17 protein-coding genes are annotated in these 18,445 nt (G+C 65.9%); 13 read left to right on the top strand and 4 right to left on the bottom strand.

Annotation, left to right across the window (positions count from 1 at the left end; all coding sequences use genetic code 11):
- Positions 1-28 precede the first annotated feature (28 nt).
- A complete protein-coding gene (locus tag ABIA71_RS12035; protein WP_128097141.1) occupies positions 29-823 on the top strand; it encodes a MetQ/NlpA family ABC transporter substrate-binding protein in 795 nt (264 codons plus the stop codon).
- Between the two features lie 403 nt (positions 824-1,226).
- Here ABIA71_RS12035 and glpK read toward each other — a convergent pair whose 3' ends face one another.
- The 3 genes from glpK to ABIA71_RS12020 all read right to left on the bottom strand — a co-directional run bounded on the left by glpK (position 1,227) and on the right by ABIA71_RS12020 (position 5,081).
- Complete coding sequence (gene glpK / locus ABIA71_RS12030) at positions 1,227-2,726, bottom strand: glycerol kinase GlpK (RefSeq protein ID WP_354285380.1); 1,500 nt, start codon at positions 2,724-2,726, stop codon at positions 1,227-1,229.
- Positions 2,727-2,791: 65 nt separating this feature from the next.
- A complete protein-coding gene (glpD, locus tag ABIA71_RS12025; RefSeq protein ID WP_354285379.1) occupies positions 2,792-4,306 on the bottom strand; it encodes a glycerol-3-phosphate dehydrogenase in 1,515 nt (504 codons plus the stop codon).
- Positions 4,307-4,442: 136 nt separating this feature from the next.
- Entirely contained in the window at positions 4,443-5,081 is a 639-nt protein-coding gene (locus ABIA71_RS12020) for an OmpW/AlkL family protein (protein ID WP_038686081.1), read from the bottom strand.
- Positions 5,082-5,272: 191 nt separating this feature from the next.
- On the opposite strand from ABIA71_RS12020, the gene ABIA71_RS12015 reads away from it, so the two are divergent.
- The 4 genes from ABIA71_RS12015 to lpdA all read left to right on the top strand — a co-directional run bounded on the left by ABIA71_RS12015 (position 5,273) and on the right by lpdA (position 9,940).
- Positions 5,273-5,797, top strand: a complete 525-nt coding sequence (locus ABIA71_RS12015) for a DNA-deoxyinosine glycosylase (protein WP_502961237.1) — start codon at positions 5,273-5,275, stop codon at positions 5,795-5,797.
- Between the two features lie 200 nt (positions 5,798-5,997).
- A complete protein-coding gene (gene aceF, locus ABIA71_RS12010; protein ID WP_354285377.1) occupies positions 5,998-7,401 on the top strand; it encodes a dihydrolipoyllysine-residue acetyltransferase in 1,404 nt (467 codons plus the stop codon).
- 80 nt (positions 7,402-7,481) lie between these two features.
- Positions 7,482-8,093, top strand: coding sequence for a hypothetical protein (locus ABIA71_RS12005; RefSeq protein WP_354285390.1), 612 nt, complete (start codon positions 7,482-7,484; stop codon positions 8,091-8,093).
- Between the two features lie 17 nt (positions 8,094-8,110).
- Positions 8,111-9,940: a dihydrolipoyl dehydrogenase gene (lpdA, locus tag ABIA71_RS12000; RefSeq protein WP_354285376.1), complete on the top strand. Its 1,830-nt coding sequence runs from the start codon at positions 8,111-8,113 to the stop codon at positions 9,938-9,940.
- Positions 9,941-10,332: 392 nt separating this feature from the next.
- Here the strand turns inward: lpdA and ABIA71_RS11995 are convergent, their stop codons facing one another.
- The gene (locus ABIA71_RS11995; RefSeq protein WP_502961239.1) at positions 10,333-11,142 is read right to left on the bottom strand and encodes a hypothetical protein; all 810 of its coding nucleotides are present in this window, start codon (positions 11,140-11,142) and stop codon (positions 10,333-10,335) included.
- Between the two features lie 552 nt (positions 11,143-11,694).
- On the opposite strand from ABIA71_RS11995, the gene ABIA71_RS11990 reads away from it, so the two are divergent.
- From ABIA71_RS11990 to atpD, 8 genes are all read left to right on the top strand, one after another.
- Positions 11,695-12,063: a hypothetical protein gene (locus ABIA71_RS11990; protein ID WP_181394075.1), complete on the top strand. Its 369-nt coding sequence runs from the start codon at positions 11,695-11,697 to the stop codon at positions 12,061-12,063.
- A gap of 31 nt (positions 12,064-12,094) precedes the next feature.
- Positions 12,095-12,889 (top strand): F0F1 ATP synthase subunit A, encoded by a 795-nt coding sequence (atpB, locus tag ABIA71_RS11985; RefSeq protein ID WP_354285374.1) that lies wholly within the window; start codon positions 12,095-12,097, stop codon positions 12,887-12,889.
- A gap of 67 nt (positions 12,890-12,956) precedes the next feature.
- Positions 12,957-13,259, top strand: a complete 303-nt coding sequence (gene atpE, locus ABIA71_RS11980; RefSeq protein WP_038686092.1) for a F0F1 ATP synthase subunit C — start codon at positions 12,957-12,959, stop codon at positions 13,257-13,259.
- A gap of 112 nt (positions 13,260-13,371) precedes the next feature.
- Positions 13,372-13,842 carry a F0F1 ATP synthase subunit B gene (locus ABIA71_RS11975; protein ID WP_128097913.1) on the top strand — a complete coding sequence of 157 codons (471 nt, stop codon included), beginning with the start codon at positions 13,372-13,374 and terminating at the stop codon, positions 13,840-13,842.
- Positions 13,843-13,845: 3 nt separating this feature from the next.
- Positions 13,846-14,373, top strand: a complete 528-nt coding sequence (locus ABIA71_RS11970; RefSeq protein WP_128097914.1) for a F0F1 ATP synthase subunit delta — start codon at positions 13,846-13,848, stop codon at positions 14,371-14,373.
- A gap of 44 nt (positions 14,374-14,417) precedes the next feature.
- Positions 14,418-15,965: a F0F1 ATP synthase subunit alpha gene (gene atpA, locus ABIA71_RS11965; protein ID WP_038686097.1), complete on the top strand. Its 1,548-nt coding sequence runs from the start codon at positions 14,418-14,420 to the stop codon at positions 15,963-15,965.
- Positions 15,966-16,047: 82 nt separating this feature from the next.
- Entirely contained in the window at positions 16,048-16,911 is an 864-nt protein-coding gene (gene atpG / locus ABIA71_RS11960) for a F0F1 ATP synthase subunit gamma (protein WP_038686099.1), read from the top strand.
- A gap of 37 nt (positions 16,912-16,948) precedes the next feature.
- Positions 16,949-18,355 (top strand): F0F1 ATP synthase subunit beta, encoded by a 1,407-nt coding sequence (gene atpD, locus ABIA71_RS11955; protein ID WP_128097915.1) that lies wholly within the window; start codon positions 16,949-16,951, stop codon positions 18,353-18,355.
- Positions 18,356-18,445: the final 90 nt, after the last annotated feature.

Here is an 18,445-nt window from a genome sequence, read left to right as displayed (position 1 = left end):
GGGCGCTATCGCTGCCCGGATACCCCCCATGAAGAAATACCTGCTGCTCCCGCTGCTCGCCGCCTCGCTGGCCCTGGCCGCCTGCGGTAAATCCCAACCCGATTCGAAGAAGCTGGTGGTGGCCGCCACGGCCGTGCCGCACGCCGAGATCCTGGCGGTGGTCAAGCCGATCCTGCAGAAGGAAGGCCTGGACCTGGACGTGCGCGTGTTCAACGACTACGTGCAGCCCAACGACCAGCTGGTGCAGAAGCAGGTGGACGTCAACTACTTCCAGACCGAGCCCTACCTGGACGCCTACAACCGTGACCGCAAGACCGACCTGGTCAAGGTCATCGGCGTGCACATCGAGCCGTTCGGCGCCTACTCGCGCCGCTTCAAGTCGCTGGACGAGGTGCCGGCCGGCGCCGACGTGGTGATCCCCAACGACCCCAGCAACAACAGCCGCGCGCTGATCCTGCTGCACAAGGCCGGGCTGATCACGCTGAAGGACCCGACCAACGCACTGGCCACCCAGCGCGACATCATCGCCAACCCGAAGCAGCTGAAGTTCCGCGAGCTGGATTCGGCCATGCTGCCGCGCGTGCTCGACCAGGTCGACCTGGCCCTGATCAACACCAACTACGCACTGGATGCCGGGCTCAACCCGACCCAGGACGCGCTGGCGATTGAAAGCAAGGACTCGCCGTACGTGAACTTCCTGGTGGCCCGCCCGGACAACAAGGACGACGCCCGCGTGCAGCAGCTGGCCAAGGCGTTGACCAGCCCGGAAGTGAAGGCCTTCATCGCCGAGAAGTACAAGGGCGCGGTGCTGCCGGCGTTCTGACTGAGGTGGGTCCGACCCATGGTCGGACACCCCGCCAGAAAAAGGTTCTTCCGGGTCTGTCGCGAGCGTGTGGGCCCCGTCGCGGCCGGCAGGCCCCTGGTGCAAATGTCCCCCGGCCGCGGAGCGGCCTCCTCCTTTACTTTGCCCAGGAGACTACCGGCCGCGACGGGGCTCGGCTTGCGGTATGCGCGGGAAGCCAAGGCTTTTTCCTGTCGTCGTTGGGTCGGGCGCTGGGCCCCCATGCCCTTGGAGGCGAACTAAAGGGGGAGGGGGCGGCCGCAGGCCGACGCCGGAGGACATTCGCCGGAAAGGGCATGGGGGCCCAGCGCCCGACCCAACGACACCCGCGCCTGGAAAGGGCCCACGGTTCTGCTGGCCCGCAGACGGGCGAAGACCCAAAAACTCACCCCACCCGGAACCCCATCGTGGCCTGTACCGCTTGCTGCCAGCCGGCGTACAGCGCCTCGCGCTGGTCCACCGCCATCCGGGGGGTGAAGCGCCGGTCCACCGCCCACTGCGCGGCGATCTCGGCCCGGCTGCCCCAGAACCCGGTGGCAAGCCCGGCCAGGTAGGCCGCGCCCAGGGCGGTGGTTTCGTCCACCTGCGGGCGCACCACCGGCACGCCCAGAATGTCGCTCTGGAACTGCGCCATGAAGTCGTTGCCGATCGCACCGCCATCGGCGCGCAGCTCCTTCAGTTCGATCCCGGCATCGGCCTGCATCGCCGCCAGCACGTCGCGGGTCTGGTAGGCCATCGACTCCACGGCGGCGCGGATGAAATGCTCCTTGCGGGTGCCACGGGTGATGCCGAACATCGCCCCGCGCACGTCGCTGCGCCAGTACGGCGCGCCCAGCCCCACAAAGGCCGGCACCAGGTACACCCCGCCGGTGTCGGGCACGCGTTCGGCATAGGCCTGGCAGTCGCTGGATTTGCCGAACATGCGCAGCCCGTCGCGCAGCCACTGCACCACCGAACCGGCGACGAAGATCGAGCCTTCCAGCGCGTATTCGACCGTGCCGTCGATGCCCCAGGCCAGCGTGGTCAACAGGCCGTTGCGCGACACCACCGCCTTGTCGCCGGTGTTCATCAGCATGAAACAGCCGGTGCCGTAGGTGTTCTTGGCCATGCCGGGCTCGAAGCAGGCCTGGCCGAACAGCGCGGCCTGCTGGTCGCCGGCGATACCGGCGATGGGAATGTGCTGGTCGAAGAAGAACTGCGCCTGGGTGGTGGCATACACCTCGCTGGAGCTGCGCACCTGCGGCAGCATGGCGCGCGGAATGTTGAACACCTGCAGCAGCTGGTCGTCCCACTCCAGGGTATGGATGTTGAACAGCAGCGTGCGCGCGGCATTGCTGTAGTCGGTCACGTGCGTGGTGCCACCGCTCAGGTTCCACACCAGCCAGCTGTCGATGGTGCCGAACAGCAGCTCGCCGCGCTCGGCGCGGGCCTGGGCACCGTCCACGTGGTCCAGGATCCAGCGGATCTTGGTGGCCGAGAAATACGCATCGATCAGCAGCCCGGTGCGCGCGCGCACCAGCGCCTCGTGCCCCTCGGCGGCGACCCGTTCGCAGATCGCGTGGCTCTGCCGCGACTGCCACACAATGGCATTGTGGATCGGCTGGCCGGTGGCCTTGTCCCACACCACCGTGGTTTCGCGCTGGTTGGTGATGCCGATCGCGGCGATGCTGCGTGGGTCCACCTGCTCGCGGTTGAGCAGTTCGGTCAGTGTGGTGTAGACGCTGGTGAGGATCTCGCGCGGGTCGTGTTCCACCCAGCCGGGCTGGGGAAACAGCTGGGTGAATTCGCGCTGCGCACTGCCGACGCTGCGGCCGGCGCGGTCGAACAGGATCGCCCGCGAACTGGTGGTGCCCTGGTCGATCGCGAGCACGTACTGCTTGTCCATGCGTTGCTCCGTACAACGAATCAAGGGTGGCCCGGCCGGTGGCGTGCCACGGCCAGCGCCCCAGCCTACGCCATCGCCGCCACCCGCTGCGCCAGATACTGCGCCAGTTCGTCGCGTTGCGCCGCGTCCAGGCGCAGGCCCAGCTTGGTGCGGCGCCACAGCAGGTCATCGAGCGTGCGCACCCATTCGTGCGCGACCAGGTAATCGACTTCGCGTGCGTACAGGTCCGCGCCGAACGCGGTGCCCAGCTGCACCGTGCGGGTCGCGTCGCCGAGCACGGCGCTGGCGCGGCTGCCGTAGCGGCGGGCCAGCGTGGCCAGCAGCGTTTCCGACAGGCCCGGGTACTGCGCCTGCAATTTCGCCAGCACCATCGGCGCCGCGCCGAGGTCACCGCCGGGCAAGGGCGCGCCATCGGCGGTCCACGCCGGTTCGCTACGGCCCAGGGCCGCGCCGAGCTGGTCCACGGCTTCTTCGGCCAGGGTGCGATAGGTGGTGAGCTTGCCGCCCAGAACGCTCAGCAGCGGCGCCTGGCTGGCGTCCAGCTGCAGGCGGTAATCGCGGGTGACCTTGGCCGCGTCGTGGTGGTGGTCGGCCAGCAGCGGCCGCACCCCGCTGTACTGCCAGACCACGTCGGCCGGCTGCACCGGCGTGCGCAACCAGCGGTTGGCCGCCGCGCACAGGTACGCCACCTCGCTGCTGGCGGTCTGCACCTGCGCCGGGTCGCCGTCGTAGTCCACATCGGTGGTGCCGATCAGGGTGAAGTCCTGCTCGAACGGCAGCACGAACACGATGCGCTGGTCCGGCTGCTGCAGCAGGTAGGCGCTGTCGTGCGCATACAGGCGGGGCACCACGATGTGGCTGCCCTGGACCAGCCGCAGCCCGATCGGTGCATCCAGGCCGGCGCGCTCGAGCAGGTTGCCGGCCCACGGCCCGGTGGCGTTGACCACGGCGCGTGTCCGCAGGCGCTGTACGCTGCCATCGGCGTGGCGCAGTACCGCCCACCAGTGGTCGCGGTGGCGGATCAGCTGTTCGCAGCGGGTGCGCACGTGGATCCGCGCGCCGCGTTCGTGCGCGTCCAGTGCGTTGAGCAGGACCAGCCGCGCATCATCCACGCGGGCATCGGAATAGGTGAAGCCCGTGCGGAAGCCCGGCTGCAGCACCGCACCGCGTGGGTCACTGCGCAGGTCCAGCCGCCGCGAGCGCGGGAACGCGCTGCCGGCGTGGCCCAGGTGGTCGTACAGCCACAGCCCGGCGTGCAGCATCCAGCCCGGCCGCAGGTGCGCGGCATGCGGAAGTACGAAGCGGGTAGGGACCACCAGGTGCGGGGCCAGCCGCTGCAACACGCTGCGCTCGCGCAGCGCCTTGCGGACCAGTCCGAACTCGCCGTACTGCAGGTAGCGCAGGCCGCCGTGGATCAGCTTGGTGCTGGCACTGGAGGTATGTGAGGCCAGGTCGTCCTGTTCGCACAGGCACACCGACCAGCCGCGCCCGGCCGCGTCGCGGGCGATGCCGGCGCCGTTGATGCCGCCCCCCACCACCAGCACGTCGAGCAGGTCCTGTCCGGTTCCGGTGTCGCCCATGCACGCTCCCCGTTTCGCGTCCGGGCCAGTATTGCCGCGCGTGGGGCAAGGCGGAATGAAAGGACGGCCGTGCGGCTGAAACAACAACGGGCCCGCGAGGGGCCCGTTGCGTTACTGCGTGTTGGCTGGCAGGTGCTTAGAAGCGGGCACCGATGCCGAAGCCCACGGTCCACGGATCCAGCTTGGCCTTGTCGCCGGTCTTGTCACCGTTGACGGTCAGTTCCGGGCGCGAATGCATGTAGCGGGCATCGGCACGGGCGAACCAGGTGCTGTTGATGTTCATGTCCACGCCCACGGTGCCGATGGCGCCCTTGGCGGTTTCCAGCCCGATGTGACCGACGTCGCTGGCGAGGTCTTCATTGCTGAAGTTGGACTCGTAGTAACCGACGCCCACGAACGGACGGAACACGTTGTCGGCCTGGCCGAAGTGGTACTGGCCGCTCAGCGCGATCGGCTGCTGCTCAACCGTGCCCAGGCGCGCACCGTTGGTGCCGCGCACGCGGTGGTCGAACTTGTCGGCTGCGCCCCACAGTTCCACGGCCCAGTTGTCGTTGATGTAGTAGCTGAAGCTGACCGTCGGGGCCGGGCCACCGTCTACCTTGCGCACGCCGTCGATGGGATCGTTCTTGGGCTGCAGCAGCGACACGCCGCCGACCACGGCAAAATGCTTGCCCGAGGCGGTGTCGTCGGTGGTGGTGGTGTCCTGCGCGAATGCGGCCGGTGCAAAGGCCAGTGCGGTCAGGGTTGCCAGGGTCAGGGTGCGGATGGAGCGCATGGGGGAATCTCCTCAGGTATTTTTTTGTTCTTGACCCCGTTGCTTCCGGGGCGAGGCAAACGTAGTCCCCACAACATGAATCGAATCCGACGCGCGTTAAATTTTAGTTTGTTCCGTTCAGCGAACAGCGGAAAATCCTTGCATTCGCGGGCAATGAGGCCGGCGATGATGTTCATGCACCTGTTGGAGATGTGATGGAAGCAACCACGTGCATCGGCTTCCCCGCGCAGGTATCGCCGCAGTGCCGCGTGCTGGTGCTGGGCTCGATGCCCGGCGTGGCGTCACTGCAGGCCGCGCAGTACTACGCGCATCCGCGCAATCGGTTCTGGCCGTTGATGCAGCACTTGTGCGGCGTGGAGGCAACGCTTGCCTACCCCGCGCGCATCGCCGCCTTGAATGCCGCAGGTGTGGGTCTGTGGGATGTCATCGGGCGCTGCGAGCGACGGGGCAGCCTGGATGCGTCGATCGTGCGCGGCAGTGACGTGCCCAATGCGCTGCCCGCACTGATCGCCGGGTTACCCGGGCTGCGCGCCATCGCCTGCAACGGTGGCACCGCCTACCAGCTCTTCATGGCCCGCATCGCACCGGCGTTGCCGACCACCGGGGGCGCGCCGGCGGTCTGGTCGCTGCCGTCCACCAGCCCGGCCAATGCGGCCTGGTCGTTGCCCCGGCTTCAGGCGGCCTGGCAGCCGCTGGCGGACGCGTTGCAGGGGTGAGCGCCTGGCTCGGGCCGGACAATACGGTACCGACTGGAAAATCCTGCTTCGTGCTGTACCAAGCACAAGCCCGCCAAGGCAGGCCGCTGCAACAGCTTGTCCCGGGACAGGGTCAGCAAAAAATCGTCCAGCCGGTTGGCGCTGCCGCCTCCTGCCCTACAATAGGCGATTCCCTACACCAGATTGCCGGAGTTATCCCCATGGCCGAAATCAAGGAAGCACTTGTCCCCGATATCGGTGACTACAGCGATATCCCGGTAATCGAGGTGCTGGTCGCCGTTGGTGACACCGTCAAGAAGGACCAGGGCCTGGTCACGCTGGAATCGGACAAGGCCACGATGGAAGTGCCGTCCTCGGTGGCGGGCGTGGTCAAGGAGATCAAGGTCAAGATCGGCGACAACCTGTCCGAGGGCAAGGTCGTGGCGCTGATTGAAGTGGCCGAAGGCGAGGCCAAGCCGGCCGCCGCCGCTGCCCCGGCTGCCGCCGCCAAGACCGAAGCCGCTGAAACCGCGACCAAGGTCGAGCCGGTCGCCGCCCCGGCGCAGCCGGACAAGCTGGCCGCCCGCGAGATCGAGCAGGCCGCCGCCAAGCCGACCCAGCCGGCCCCGGCCGCTGCAGCCCCGTCGGCCGGTGCGCCGAGCAGCCCGCCGGTGCAGTTCAACGCCGACAGCGTGCTGCCGCAGAAGGTGCCCTATGCCTCCCCGGCGGTGCGCGTGTTCGCCCGCGAACTGGGCGTGGACCTGAACCAGCTGAGCGGCACCGAGAAGGGTGGCCGCATCACCAAGGGCGACGTGCAGAAGTTCGTCAAGTCCGCGCTGACCGGCGGCATCGCTGCCAGCGGCGGCACCGTGGCGGCCGGTGGTGGCCTGAACCTGCTGCCGTGGCCGAAGGTGGACTTCAGCAAGTTCGGTGAGGTCGAGGTCCAGCCGCTGTCGCGGATCAAGAAGATCTCCGGCGCCAACCTGGCCCGCAACTGGGCCATGATTCCGCACGTCACCCAGTTCGAGCAGGCCGACATCACCGAACTGGAAGCCCTGCGCGTGGCCCTGAACAAGGAAAACGAGAAGGCCGGCATCAAGCTGACCATGCTCGCCTTCCTGGTCAAGGCCAGCGCTGCGGCGCTGAAGAAGTTCCCCGAGTTCAACGCCTCGCTGGATGCCAGCGGCGAGAACCTGACCCTGAAGAAGTACTTCAACATCGGTTTCGCCGCCGATACGCCGAGCGGCCTGGTCGTGCCGGTGATCCGCGACGTGGACAAGAAGGGCGTGGTGCAGATCGCGCAGGAATCGGGTGAGCTGGCCAAGAAGGCGCGCGACGGCAAGCTGGGCCCGGCCGACATGAGCGGCGGCTGCTTCTCGATCAGCTCGCTGGGCGGGATCGGCGGCACCGCCTTCACCCCCATCGTGAATGCACCGGAAGTGGCCATCCTGGGCGTGTCCAAGTCGTCGATCCAGCCGGTCTGGAACGGCAAGGAATTCGCTCCGAAGCTGATGCTGCCGCTGTCGCTGAGCTACGACCACCGCGTGATCGACGGTGCCCTGGCCGCCCGCTTCACCACCTACCTGTCGCAGGTGCTGGCCGACATGCGGCGCGTGCTGCTGTGAGGCAAGGCCTGGCGTTGCAGCCGGGCAGGAACCGTGTGCAGCCGGGCAGCGCCCGGCTCTACGCGGCTGTGCTGCTGGGCATGTTGCCGGCAGCGCAGGCGCTCGCGGCGGACTGCAGCTCCGGCCTCGGCCGCGGCTGGCCGCCGGCGGTGGGCAACTATGGCCAGGCCGTGGAAACCCTGTTTGAAGGCAAGGCGCAGCCGGCGTTGTCGCTGGTGACCCTGCCCAAGAGCGGGGTTGAAACCGGCGTGGCGCTGCTGCCGGGCACCCAGGAACAGGAATGGACGCTGCGTTACAGCCGCGCCGACAAGCGGGTCTACAACTGGAACAACAGCGCCCGCCAGGGCGGTCTTGAACTGCGCGTGGACCAGGAGCCGGACCAGTACCAGGTCAGCATCCCGGCCGCGCTGGCGCAGCGCCTGGTGCGCAGCTGGCAGGCCGCGCTGGACGCGGCGGTGCCGGCCGACCGCAAGGCCGCGGTGCTGGAGGGCGAGGTGCTGTCGTTCCAGGTGGACGGGCAGCGCTTCAGCGGCCCGCGCCCGGAATGCGGTACCGGCAAGCTGATGATGAAACAGGTGGCGCTGCTGATCGAAGCCAGCGACACCAAGGAAAAGAAGCTCGACCGTCGCTGGAAAGATCTGGACGAGTCGCTCGACGAACTGCAGCAACTGCTCGCCGGCACCGCCGGCTGAGTACCAGGAGAACAACAATGGCCGCAATTGAAATCAAGGTTCCCGACATCGGCGATTACAGCGGTGTGCCGGTGATCGAACTGCTGGTTGCCGTGGGCGACACGGTGAAGAAGGACCAGGGTCTGGTCACGCTGGAGTCGGACAAGGCAACGCTGGAAGTGCCGTCGTCGGCCGCCGGCGTGGTCAAGGAAATCAAGGTCAAGCTCGGCGACAACCTGTCCGAAGGCGACGTGGTGCTGCTGCTGGAGGCCGAAGGCGAGGCCGCCGCACCGGCTGCACCGGCCAAGGCCGAGGCACCCAAGGCCGAGGCACCCAAGGCCGAGGCCGCGCCGGCCAGCAAGCCGCCGGTGACGCCGTCGCACCGCGCCCCGGCCGAACCGGCCGCGCCGCAGCCGGCGCTGTCGTCGGGCAAGCCGGCCGACATCGAATGCAAGATGGTGGTGCTGGGCGCCGGTCCGGGCGGCTACACCGCCGCGTTCCGCTCGGCCGATCTGGGCGTGGACACGGTGCTCATCGAGCGCTACGCCAGCCTCGGCGGCGTCTGCCTCAACGTGGGCTGCATTCCGTCCAAGGCGCTGCTGCATGCTGCCGCGGTGATCGATGAAGTGGCCCACGCCGGTGATTTCGGCGTCGAGTTCGGCGCCCCCACGATCACCCTGGACAAGCTGCGCGGCTACAAGGAAAAGGTGGTCACCCAGCTGACCAAGGGCCTGGCCGGCATGGCCAAGCAGCGCAAGGTGCGCACGGTGCAGGGCCTGGCCACGTTCGTGTCGGCCAACGAGCTGGAGATCGTCGGCGACGACGGCAAGACCCAACTGCTGCGTTTCGAGCAGTGCATCATCGCCGCCGGTTCGCAGGCGGTGAAGCTGCCGAACTTCCCGTGGGACGACAAGCGCGTGATGGATTCCACCGATGCACTGGAGCTGGCCGACGTGCCGGGTTCGCTGCTGGTGGTGGGCGGCGGCATCATCGGTCTGGAAATGGCGACGGTGTACGCGGCCCTGGGCAGCAAGGTCACGGTGGTGGAGTTCATGGACCAGCTGATGCCGGGCGCCGACAAGGACCTGGTGAAGCCGCTGGCCGACCGTCTGAAGAAGCAGGGCGTCGAGGTCCATCTGAAGACCAAGGCGTCGGGCGTTAGCGCCGATGCGAAGGGCATCACGGTGACGTTCGAGGCTGCCGCCGAGGGCGAGACGCCTGCGCTGGCGCAGGGTACGTTCGACCGCGTGCTGGTGGCCGTGGGTCGTTCGCCGAACGGCACGAAGATCGGTGCCGAGAAGGCCGGGGTGCAGGTGACCGAGCGTGGCTTCATTCCGGTGGACCGGCAGATGCGCACGAACGTGCCGCACATTTTCGCCATCGGCGATATCGTGGGTAATCCGATGCTGGCCCACAAGGCGACGCACGAGGGCAAGCTGGCTGCGGAAGTGGCCTCGGGCGAGAAGAAGGAGTGGGTGGCGCGGGTGATTCCGTCGGTGGCCTACACGAACCCGGAAATCGCCTGGGTGGGCGTGACCGAGACCGAGGCGAAGGCCAAGGGTCTGAAGGTGGGCGTGGCGAAGTTCCCGTGGGCGGCCAGTGGCCGTGCGATCGGTATCGGTCGTACCGAGGGCTTCACCAAGCTGATCTTCGATGAGGAGACGCACCGCATCATCGGTGGCGCGATCGTGGGCGTGCACGCGGGCGATCTGCTGGCCGAGATCGGGCTGGCGATCGAGATGGGCGCGGAGGCCGAGGACATCGGCCACACGATCCACGCGCATCCGACGTTGAGCGAATCGGTGGCGATGGCCGCGGAAATCTACGACGGCACCATCACCGATCTGTACATGCCCAAGAAGCGGTAGGTCACGACTGTTGGTCGAGACTCCGGTTCAACAGAAACCCCGGCAAACGCCGGGGTTTTTTGTTGTTGCGTGGGGCGGGGCGGAGCGGGGCGGTGTCTTCGCCTGGGGTGGTCGCGATCGGATGGGCCCGTTCGTGGCCGGCAGGCCTTTCTGCAAATGTCCCCCGGCGGCGGCCTGCGGCCGTCACCTCATCCTTTACTTTGCGAAAGACCTGCCGGCCACGAACGGGCTCGGCCTGTTGAAACAAAACAGCGTCACCTCTGCGCTCCAACAGCAGTCGGCATTCCTCCAGAGCTCGATCAACCGGCTGTTCCTTGCTGACGTCGACACAAACAAAAAACGCGACAACAGGTTGCCCTGTTGCCGCGCTCGGAGAGAGGTGTTGCGGTTGCTTAGAAGGTGACGCTGATGCCGGCCACCGGGCCCTTGAATTCCTGCTTCAGGCCGATGGTGCCGTCGCTGCCCTTCTGGTCCACGTCCAGCTTGAACCAGTCGTAGCCGGCGAACACGCCGAAGTTCTTGGTCAGGCGGTAATCGACGATCGCATTGGCGCGGGTGAGGTCGCCCTTGTAGTCGTCGAAGTTGCCCCAGCTGGTGTTGAGGTACTGGCCCTGAAGCGTGATCAGCCACTTTTCCGACGGGGTGAAGCTCATGCGGGCGCCCACGACCGGGGCCACGCCGTCGGCCTTCTCGTCGAGGAAGCGGCCCTGGTAGAGGTCACCCACGTCGGCATAGGCCTTGGTGCTGACCTTGGCGTACTCGGCACCCAGCTGCAGGCCGAGGTCGAAGGTGTCGGTGTCCACTACGGAGTAGTCGTACACCAGGCTGGCCACCTGATACTTCAGCTCGCCCTTGACGAAGCTGTCGGCCGGCACCGTCACGCCGCCGTACGAGATGTCCTGGCCCAGCGTCTCGCGGCGGTCCTTGTCGTACTTGAAGTAGTTGAAGAGCAGGCGCTGGCGGTTGCTGATGCGGAACATGCCGTCGATGCGCGGCTCCCACTCCTTGCCGCCCAGCTTGAAGTCCTCGGAGAAGCCCACGTCCTGGCCGGCAACGGTGGTGTTGCCGCGGATGGTGTTGTCCGAATCGATGTTCATCGCGCCCAGGCGCAGGGCAAAGCGATCGTCACCTTCAGCGGCGCTGGCGGTGTTGGCGTGGGTCAGTGCCGCCATGGCCAGCGGCAGGGCGAGCAGGGGGAGCATCAGGCGCATCGGTGTGTGTCCTTGCAGTGATTCATTGATGTGGAATCACTCTGCCCAGCGTCGCGTCCACCATTCGTGAACGTATGGTGGACGCAGTGTGTACCGTTCATGCACCGGGCCGTGCCGTCGGTCACATGGATGGCCGTAACGCGCCCCGGAGCGCGTTCAGGAGACCGCCGTTCGGCCCCACCGGCGCCTGCGACTGCGCCAAGGCCGGAAAAAAAGTGGCCCCGGAGAGAGTTCGGGGCCACTTTGGGGTGCCAGACCTGCGACAAGGGCGTCGACGAGGATCGAAATGTGCAGGTCGATGGGTCAGACCGGACCCTGCGACCAAAGTTCAATTGGTGCGTCGCAACAGGCGTAGAGCCAGTCAGGCCGGGATTAGCCCGCCGGTGGAACGCAAAATCTGTGGCGATGCAGCAACTTGCGGCCATCCGGGATGAACAGGGGGCGGTTGTCTCGCAAATTGTCCCGTTGCTATAATTTGGCGGCTCGACGAGGCGCTTGCTTGCGACCTCGGCCTTTCTACTCAAGATCTTGCAGGACATACGTGTGCTGAACTCCGTTGATTCGGGTCGGCGACTGATGCTGCGCGCAGCGGTTTACCCGCTGGCTGCAGTGGCTGTCCTGGCTCTGGCCTTCCTGCTGCTGGCAGGGACGATGTACGCCCTGGGGGCGCTGGCATCGGGTGTGGCGGTGTCGGCCGGTGGCTGGGTCGCGGCGCGCATGGCGCTGGGTGGCGGGGTGCAGGCGGCTGGATCGGCGATGACCCGCCTGATCCTGGCCGTGGTGGCAAAGTGGGTACTCGTTTTCGGTGTCCTGATGGTGGGGTTCCTGGTCTTCAAGCTGCCTGCATTGGCGCTGCTGGCCGGTATCGCCGTCGGGTTGATGTTCCAGGTCCTGGCTCTGGCCAGGCGCTGATCCTCTTTATTTAACTCAAGGTTCCGGACACATGGCAGGCGAGGCGCTGACACCCACCTCCTACATCCAACATCACCTGCACAACCTGACGTTCCATATGCAGGAAGGTGGTTTCTGGGCGATCCACGTCGACACCATCGTGACTTCGGTCCTGATGGGCCTGTTGATGGTGTTCGGCTTCTGGATGGCAACCCGCAAGGCCACCGCCGGCGTGCCGGGCAAGTGGCAGGCGTTCGTGGAGATCTGCCTGGAGTTCGTTGACCGCCAGGCCAAGGACACCTACCACGGCACCAGCAAGCTGGTGACCCCGATCGCCATCACGATCTTCTTCTGGATCCTCCTGATGAACCTCATCAAGATGATCCCGGCCGACTTCATCGCCATGCCGCTGGAAGCCCTCGGCGTGCCGTACTGGAAGCCGGTCCCCACCGCCGACGTCAATGCCACCCTGGGCATGTCGATCAGCGTGTTCTTCCTGATGCTGTTCTTCGCGTTGCGTGCCAAGGGCATTGGTGGCTTCACCAAGGAATTCCTGACCGCACCGTTCGGCAAGTGGATGATGCCGTTCAACCTGATCCTCAACATCGTCGAGTGGCTCAGCAAGCCGATCTCGCTGGCGATGCGACTGTTCGGCAACATGTTCGGCGGCGAAATCGTCTTCCTGCTGATCTGGGTGCTGGGCAGCGCGGGTATCGCCGGCGCCATCGCAGGCGGTGCATTCGGCCTGGGCTGGATGCTGTTCCATCTGCTGGTGATTCCGCTGCAGGCCTTCATCTTCATGATGTTGTCCATCGTGTACCTGAGCCTGTCGGAAGACGCTCACTGAGTTTCCGTTTCACCCTTCATCCGTTTGTTTCTAAACCCTTAGCTATTCAAAGTTCCAGGAGAAAACCATGTACCTCGCCGTCCTGACCAACCTCGCCCAAGTCCAGAGCTCCACCGTCCTCGCCGTCGGCATCATGATCGGCCTGGCCGCGCTGGGTGCCGGTCTCGGTCTGGCCATCATGTCCGGTAAGTTCCTGGAATCGGCTGCCCGCCAGCCGGAACTGATTCCGGTCCTGCAGGTCCGCATGTTCATCACCGCCGGCCTGATCGACGCCGCGTTCATCATCTCGGTCGCCGTCGGCCTGCTGCTGGCCTTCGCCAACCCGACCATCGGCGAGTTCGTTGCCCGTCTGCCGGCTGTTGCAGGCTGATCCAGCGAAAGCGAAACGATCAGGCGCCGCGTGCGCCTGATCGCGGATGAAGGAAAGGCTGCGCCGCCTCGGGCGGCGCAACCACCCCATCACCCCAGATTGAGCGAACCCCATGGAAATCGGTTTTACCCTCGTTGCCCAGGCACTGGCGTTCGCCGGTCTGATCTGGATCATCGCGACCAAGATCTGGCCGCCGTTGATGAATGCCATCGAAGAGCGCCAGCAGAAGATCGCTGAAGGCCTCGCCGCTGCCGACCGCAGCCAGAAGGATCTGGCCCAGGCGCAGGAAAAGGTCAACGAAGCACTGAAGGATGCACGCGGCAAGGCCAACGAGATCATCGACCAGGCCCACGCGCGCGCCAACCAGATCGTTGAAGCCGCCAAGAATGAAGCCATCGCCGAAGCGAACCGCCAGAAAGACCTGGCCCACGCTGAAATCGAGGCTGCCGCCAACCGTGCCCGTGAAGATCTGCGCAAGCAGGTGTCCGCCCTGGCCGTGAGCGGTGCCGAAAAGCTGCTCAAGCGCGAAATCGACGCCAACGCCCACAAGGCGCTGCTCGACGAGCTGGCATCGGAGATCTGATCGATGAGCCAGGCCCTCACGCTTGCACGCCCGTATGCCCGCGCCGCGTTCGCGACCGCGCGCGACGAAGGCACGTTCGCGCCGTGGTCGGACGCGCTTGCGTTCTCCGCCCATGTAGCCGCCGACCCACGCGTGGCGGCCTTGCTGTCGAACCCGGAACTGGACCGCGGCGATGCCGTCGCGTTGCTGGTGCCGGAATCGTCCAGCGAGACCTTCGGTCGCTTCCTGGCCATCCTGGCCGAAGCGCACCGTCTGCCGCTGCTGCCGGAAATCGCCGGCATGTACGACCAGCTGCGCGCCGACGCCGAACACGTGGTCAAGGCCACCGTGACCTCGGCCACGGAACTGTCCGCCGCTGAACTGGACGCCATCAAGGCCGCGCTGCGCAAGCGCTTCGGCCGTGAAGTGGACGTCTCGACCGCAGTCGATGCTTCGTTGATCGGCGGTGCCGTCATCGACGCCGGCGACGTGGTCATCGATGGCTCGCTCAAGGGCAAGCTGTCGCGCCTGCAGACCGCGCTCGCTAACTGAATTCATTTAACGTCCGGCGTGATCGCCGGCACTAGGACTTGACGATGGCAACCACGCTCAACCCCTCCGAAATCAGCGAACTGATCAAGAACCGCATCGAGAAGGTCAAGCTGGCCGCGGAATCGCGCAACGAAGGCACCGTGACCAGCGTGTCCGACGGCATCGTGCGCATCTTCGGTCTGGCCGACGTGATGCAGGGCGAAATGATCGAACTGCCGAACAACACCTTCGCCCTGGCCCTGAACCTGGAGCGCGACTCGGTCGGCGCCGTGGTCCTGGGTGGCTATGAGCACCTGCGCGAAGGCGACGTCGCCAAGACCACCGGTCGCATCCTGGAAGTGCCGGTGGGTCCGGAAATGCTCGGCCGCGTGGTCAACGCGCTGGGCGAGCCGATCGACGGCAAGGGCCCGATCGCTGCACAGGCCACCGCGCCGGTGGAGCGCGTTGCCCCGGGCGTGATCTGGCGCAAGTCGGTCGACCAGCCGGTGCAGACCGGTTACAAGTCGGTCGACTCCATGATTCCGATCGGCCGCGGCCAGCGCGAGCTGGTCATCGGTGACCGCCAGACCGGCAAGACCGCCCTGGCCATCGATGCGGTGATCAACCAGAAGAGCACCGGCATCAAGTGCGTGTACGTCGCGATCGGCCAGAAGGCCTCGACCGTGGCCAACATCGTGCGCAAGCTTGAAGAGAACGGCGCCCTGGCGCACACCGTGGTGGTGGCTGCGACCGCGTCCGAATCGGCCGCGATGCAGTACATCAGCGCCTACTCGGGCTGCACCATGGGTGAGTACTTCATGGACCGCGGCGAAGACGCGCTGATCGTGTACGACGATCTGTCCAAGCAGGCCGTGGCTTACCGCCAGATCTCGCTGCTGCTGAAGCGTCCGCCGGGCCGCGAAGCCTACCCGGGTGACGTGTTCTACCTGCACTCCCGCCTGCTCGAGCGCGCTGCCCGCGTGTCCGAAGAGTACGTGGAGAAGTTCACCAACGGCGCCGTCAAGGGCAAGACCGGCTCGCTCACCGCGCTGCCGATCATCGAAACCCAGGCCGGTGACGTCTCGGCCTTCGTGCCGACCAACGTGATCTCGATCACCGACGGCCAGATCTTCCTGGAAACCGATCTGTTCAACTCGGGCATCCGCCCGGCCGTGAACGCCGGTATCTCGGTGTCGCGCGTCGGTGGTGCGGCCCAGACCAAGATCATCAAGAAGCTGTCCGGCGGCATCCGTATCTCGCTGGCCCAGTACCGCGAGCTGGCTGCGTTCGCGCAGTTCGCCTCGGACCTGGACGAAGCCACCCGCAAGCAGCTTGAGCGCGGTCAGCGTGTCACCGAGCTGATGAAGCAGAAGCAGTACGCCCCGATGTCGATCGCCAACCAGGCGCTGACCATCTACGCCGTCAACGAGGGTTACCTCGACGACGTGCCGGTCAACAAGCTGCTGGCGCTGGAAGAGGGCCTGCACGCCCACTTCGCCAACACCCAGGGCGAGCTGATCAGCAAGATCAACGCCACCGGCGGTTGGGACAACGACATCGAAGCGGCCTTCAAGAAGGGCATCGCCGAGTTCAAGACCACCGGCAGCTGGTAAGCCGCATGTGTGGCGGGGCCTGACGGCCTCGCTTCACCGTTGAATGGCAGCGGGGCAGAGCCCCGCTATACGGGAAGAAGAGATGGCAAGCGGACGCGAAATCAAAACCAAGATCAAGAGCGTGCAGAACACCCGCAAGGTGACGCGCGCGCTCGAAATGGTCTCGGCCTCCAAAATCCGCAAGGCGCAGGAGCGGATGAAGACGTCGCGTCCGTATGCGCAGGCGATGAAGCAGGTGATCGGTCACCTGGCCCAGGCCAGCACCGATTACCAGCATCCGTTCCTGGTCCAGCGCGACGAGGTCAAGCGGGTCGGTTACATCGTGATCTCCTCCGACCGCGGCCTGGCCGGCGGCCTGAACAACAACCTGTTCCGCAAGATGCTGGGCGAAGTCCGCCAGTACCAGGACAAGGGTGCCGAGATCGACGTGGTGACGGTGGGCCAGAAGGCCTCGACCTTCTTCCGCCGCATCAAGGTCAACATGGTCGGCAGCGTCACCCACATGGGCGATGTGCCGCACCTGGAACAGCTGATCGGCGTGATCAAGGTCATGCTCGATGCCTTCACCGAAGGCAAGGTCGACCGCGTGTACCTGGTCTACAACCGCTTCATCAACACGATGACGCAGAAGGCCAGCTTCGACCAGCTGCTGCCGTTGCCGGCCGCTGAGAAGCAGGTCGCGCACCACGACTGGGACTACCTGTACGAACCCGACGCCGCGACCGTGCTGGAGCACGTGATGACGCGTTACGTCGAGTCGCTGGTGTACCAGGCGGTTCTGGAAAACGTCGCGTCCGAGCATGCAGCCCGCATGGTCGCGATGAAGTCGGCAAGCGACAACGCGAACAAGCTGATCGGAACCCTGCAGCTGGTCTACAACAAGGCCCGCCAGGCAGCGATCACCCAGGAAATTTCCGAAATCGTCGGCGGCGCGGCAGCAGTCTGACGCGCACAGTCAAAGCACACATTAGAGGATTGCAGCAATGAGTCAGGGCAAGATCGTTCAGATCATCGGCGCCGTCGTCGACGTCGAATTCCCCCGCGAGTCGGTGCCGAAGGTGTACCACGCGCTGAAGGTGGACAACACCGAAATCACGCTGGAAGTGCAGCAGCAGCTGGGCGACGGCGTGGTCCGTTGCATCGCGCTGGGCTCCACCGACGGCCTGAAGCGCAACCTGGTGGCCACCAACACCGAACGCGCCATCTCGGTGCCGGTCGGTGCAGGCACCCTGGGCCGCATCATGGACGTGCTGGGCCGTCCGATCGACGAAGCCGGTCCGGTGACCGCCAGCGACACGTGGGAAATCCACCGTGACGCGCCGTCGTACGAAGACCAGTCCCCGGCCACCGAGCTGCTGGAAACCGGCATCAAGGTCATCGACCTGATGTGCCCGTTCGCCAAGGGCGGCAAGGTCGGCCTGTTCGGCGGCGCCGGCGTCGGCAAGACCGTCAACATGATGGAACTGATCAACAACATCGCCAAGGCGCACAGCGGTCTGTCCGTGTTCGCCGGCGTGGGTGAGCGTACCCGTGAGGGCAACGACTTCTACCACGAGATGAAGGACTCCAACGTCCTGGACAAGGTCGCGATGGTGTACGGCCAGATGAACGAGCCGCCGGGCAACCGCCTGCGCGTCGCGCTGACCGGCCTGACCATGGCCGAGTACTTCCGCGACGAGAAGGACGAAAACGGCAAGGGCAAGGACGTGCTGCTGTTCGTCGACAACATCTACCGCTACACCCTGGCCGGTACCGAAGTGTCGGCACTGCTGGGTCGTATGCCGTCGGCGGTGGGTTACCAGCCGACCCTGGCCGAAGAAATGGGCGTCCTGCAGGAGCGCATCACCTCGACCAAGAATGGCTCGATCACCTCGATCCAGGCCGTGTACGTGCCCGCCGATGACTTGACCGATCCGTCGCCGGCCACCACCTTCGCCCACCTGGATTCGACCGTGACCCTGTCGCGTTCGATCGCCTCGCTGGGTATCTACCCGGCCGTGGATCCGCTGGATTCGACCAGCCGCCAGATGGACCCGCTGGTCATCGGCAACGAACATTACGACACCGCCCAGCGCGTCCAGCAGACCTTGCAGAAGTACAAGGAACTGAAGGACATCATCGCCATCCTGGGCATGGACGAACTGTCCGAAGAAGACAAGCAGGCCGTGACCCGCGCCCGCAAGATCGAGCGCTTCTTCAGCCAGCCGTTCCACGTGGCCGAAGTGTTCACCGGCTCGCCGGGCAAGTACGTGACCCTGAAGGACACCATCCGTGGCTTCAAGGCCATCGTCGATGGCGAGTACGATCACCTGCCGGAGCAGGCGTTCTACATGGTCGGCAGCATCGAAGAAGCGGTCGAGAAGGCCAAGAAGATGGCCGAGAAGGCCTGATGCGGCGGGGACGGGCACACGCCCGTCCCGACCGTGACACGGGGTGGGCATCTGCCCACCGCTGCGGAATCCCTGCGGTGGGTCACACCC

The sequence above is a fragment of the Stenotrophomonas sp. 2619 genome, assembly GCF_040548725.1.
Taxonomy (GTDB): domain Bacteria; phylum Pseudomonadota; class Gammaproteobacteria; order Xanthomonadales; family Xanthomonadaceae; genus Stenotrophomonas; species Stenotrophomonas maltophilia_AP.
This window is presented reverse-complemented; position numbering and strand designations above follow the sequence as displayed.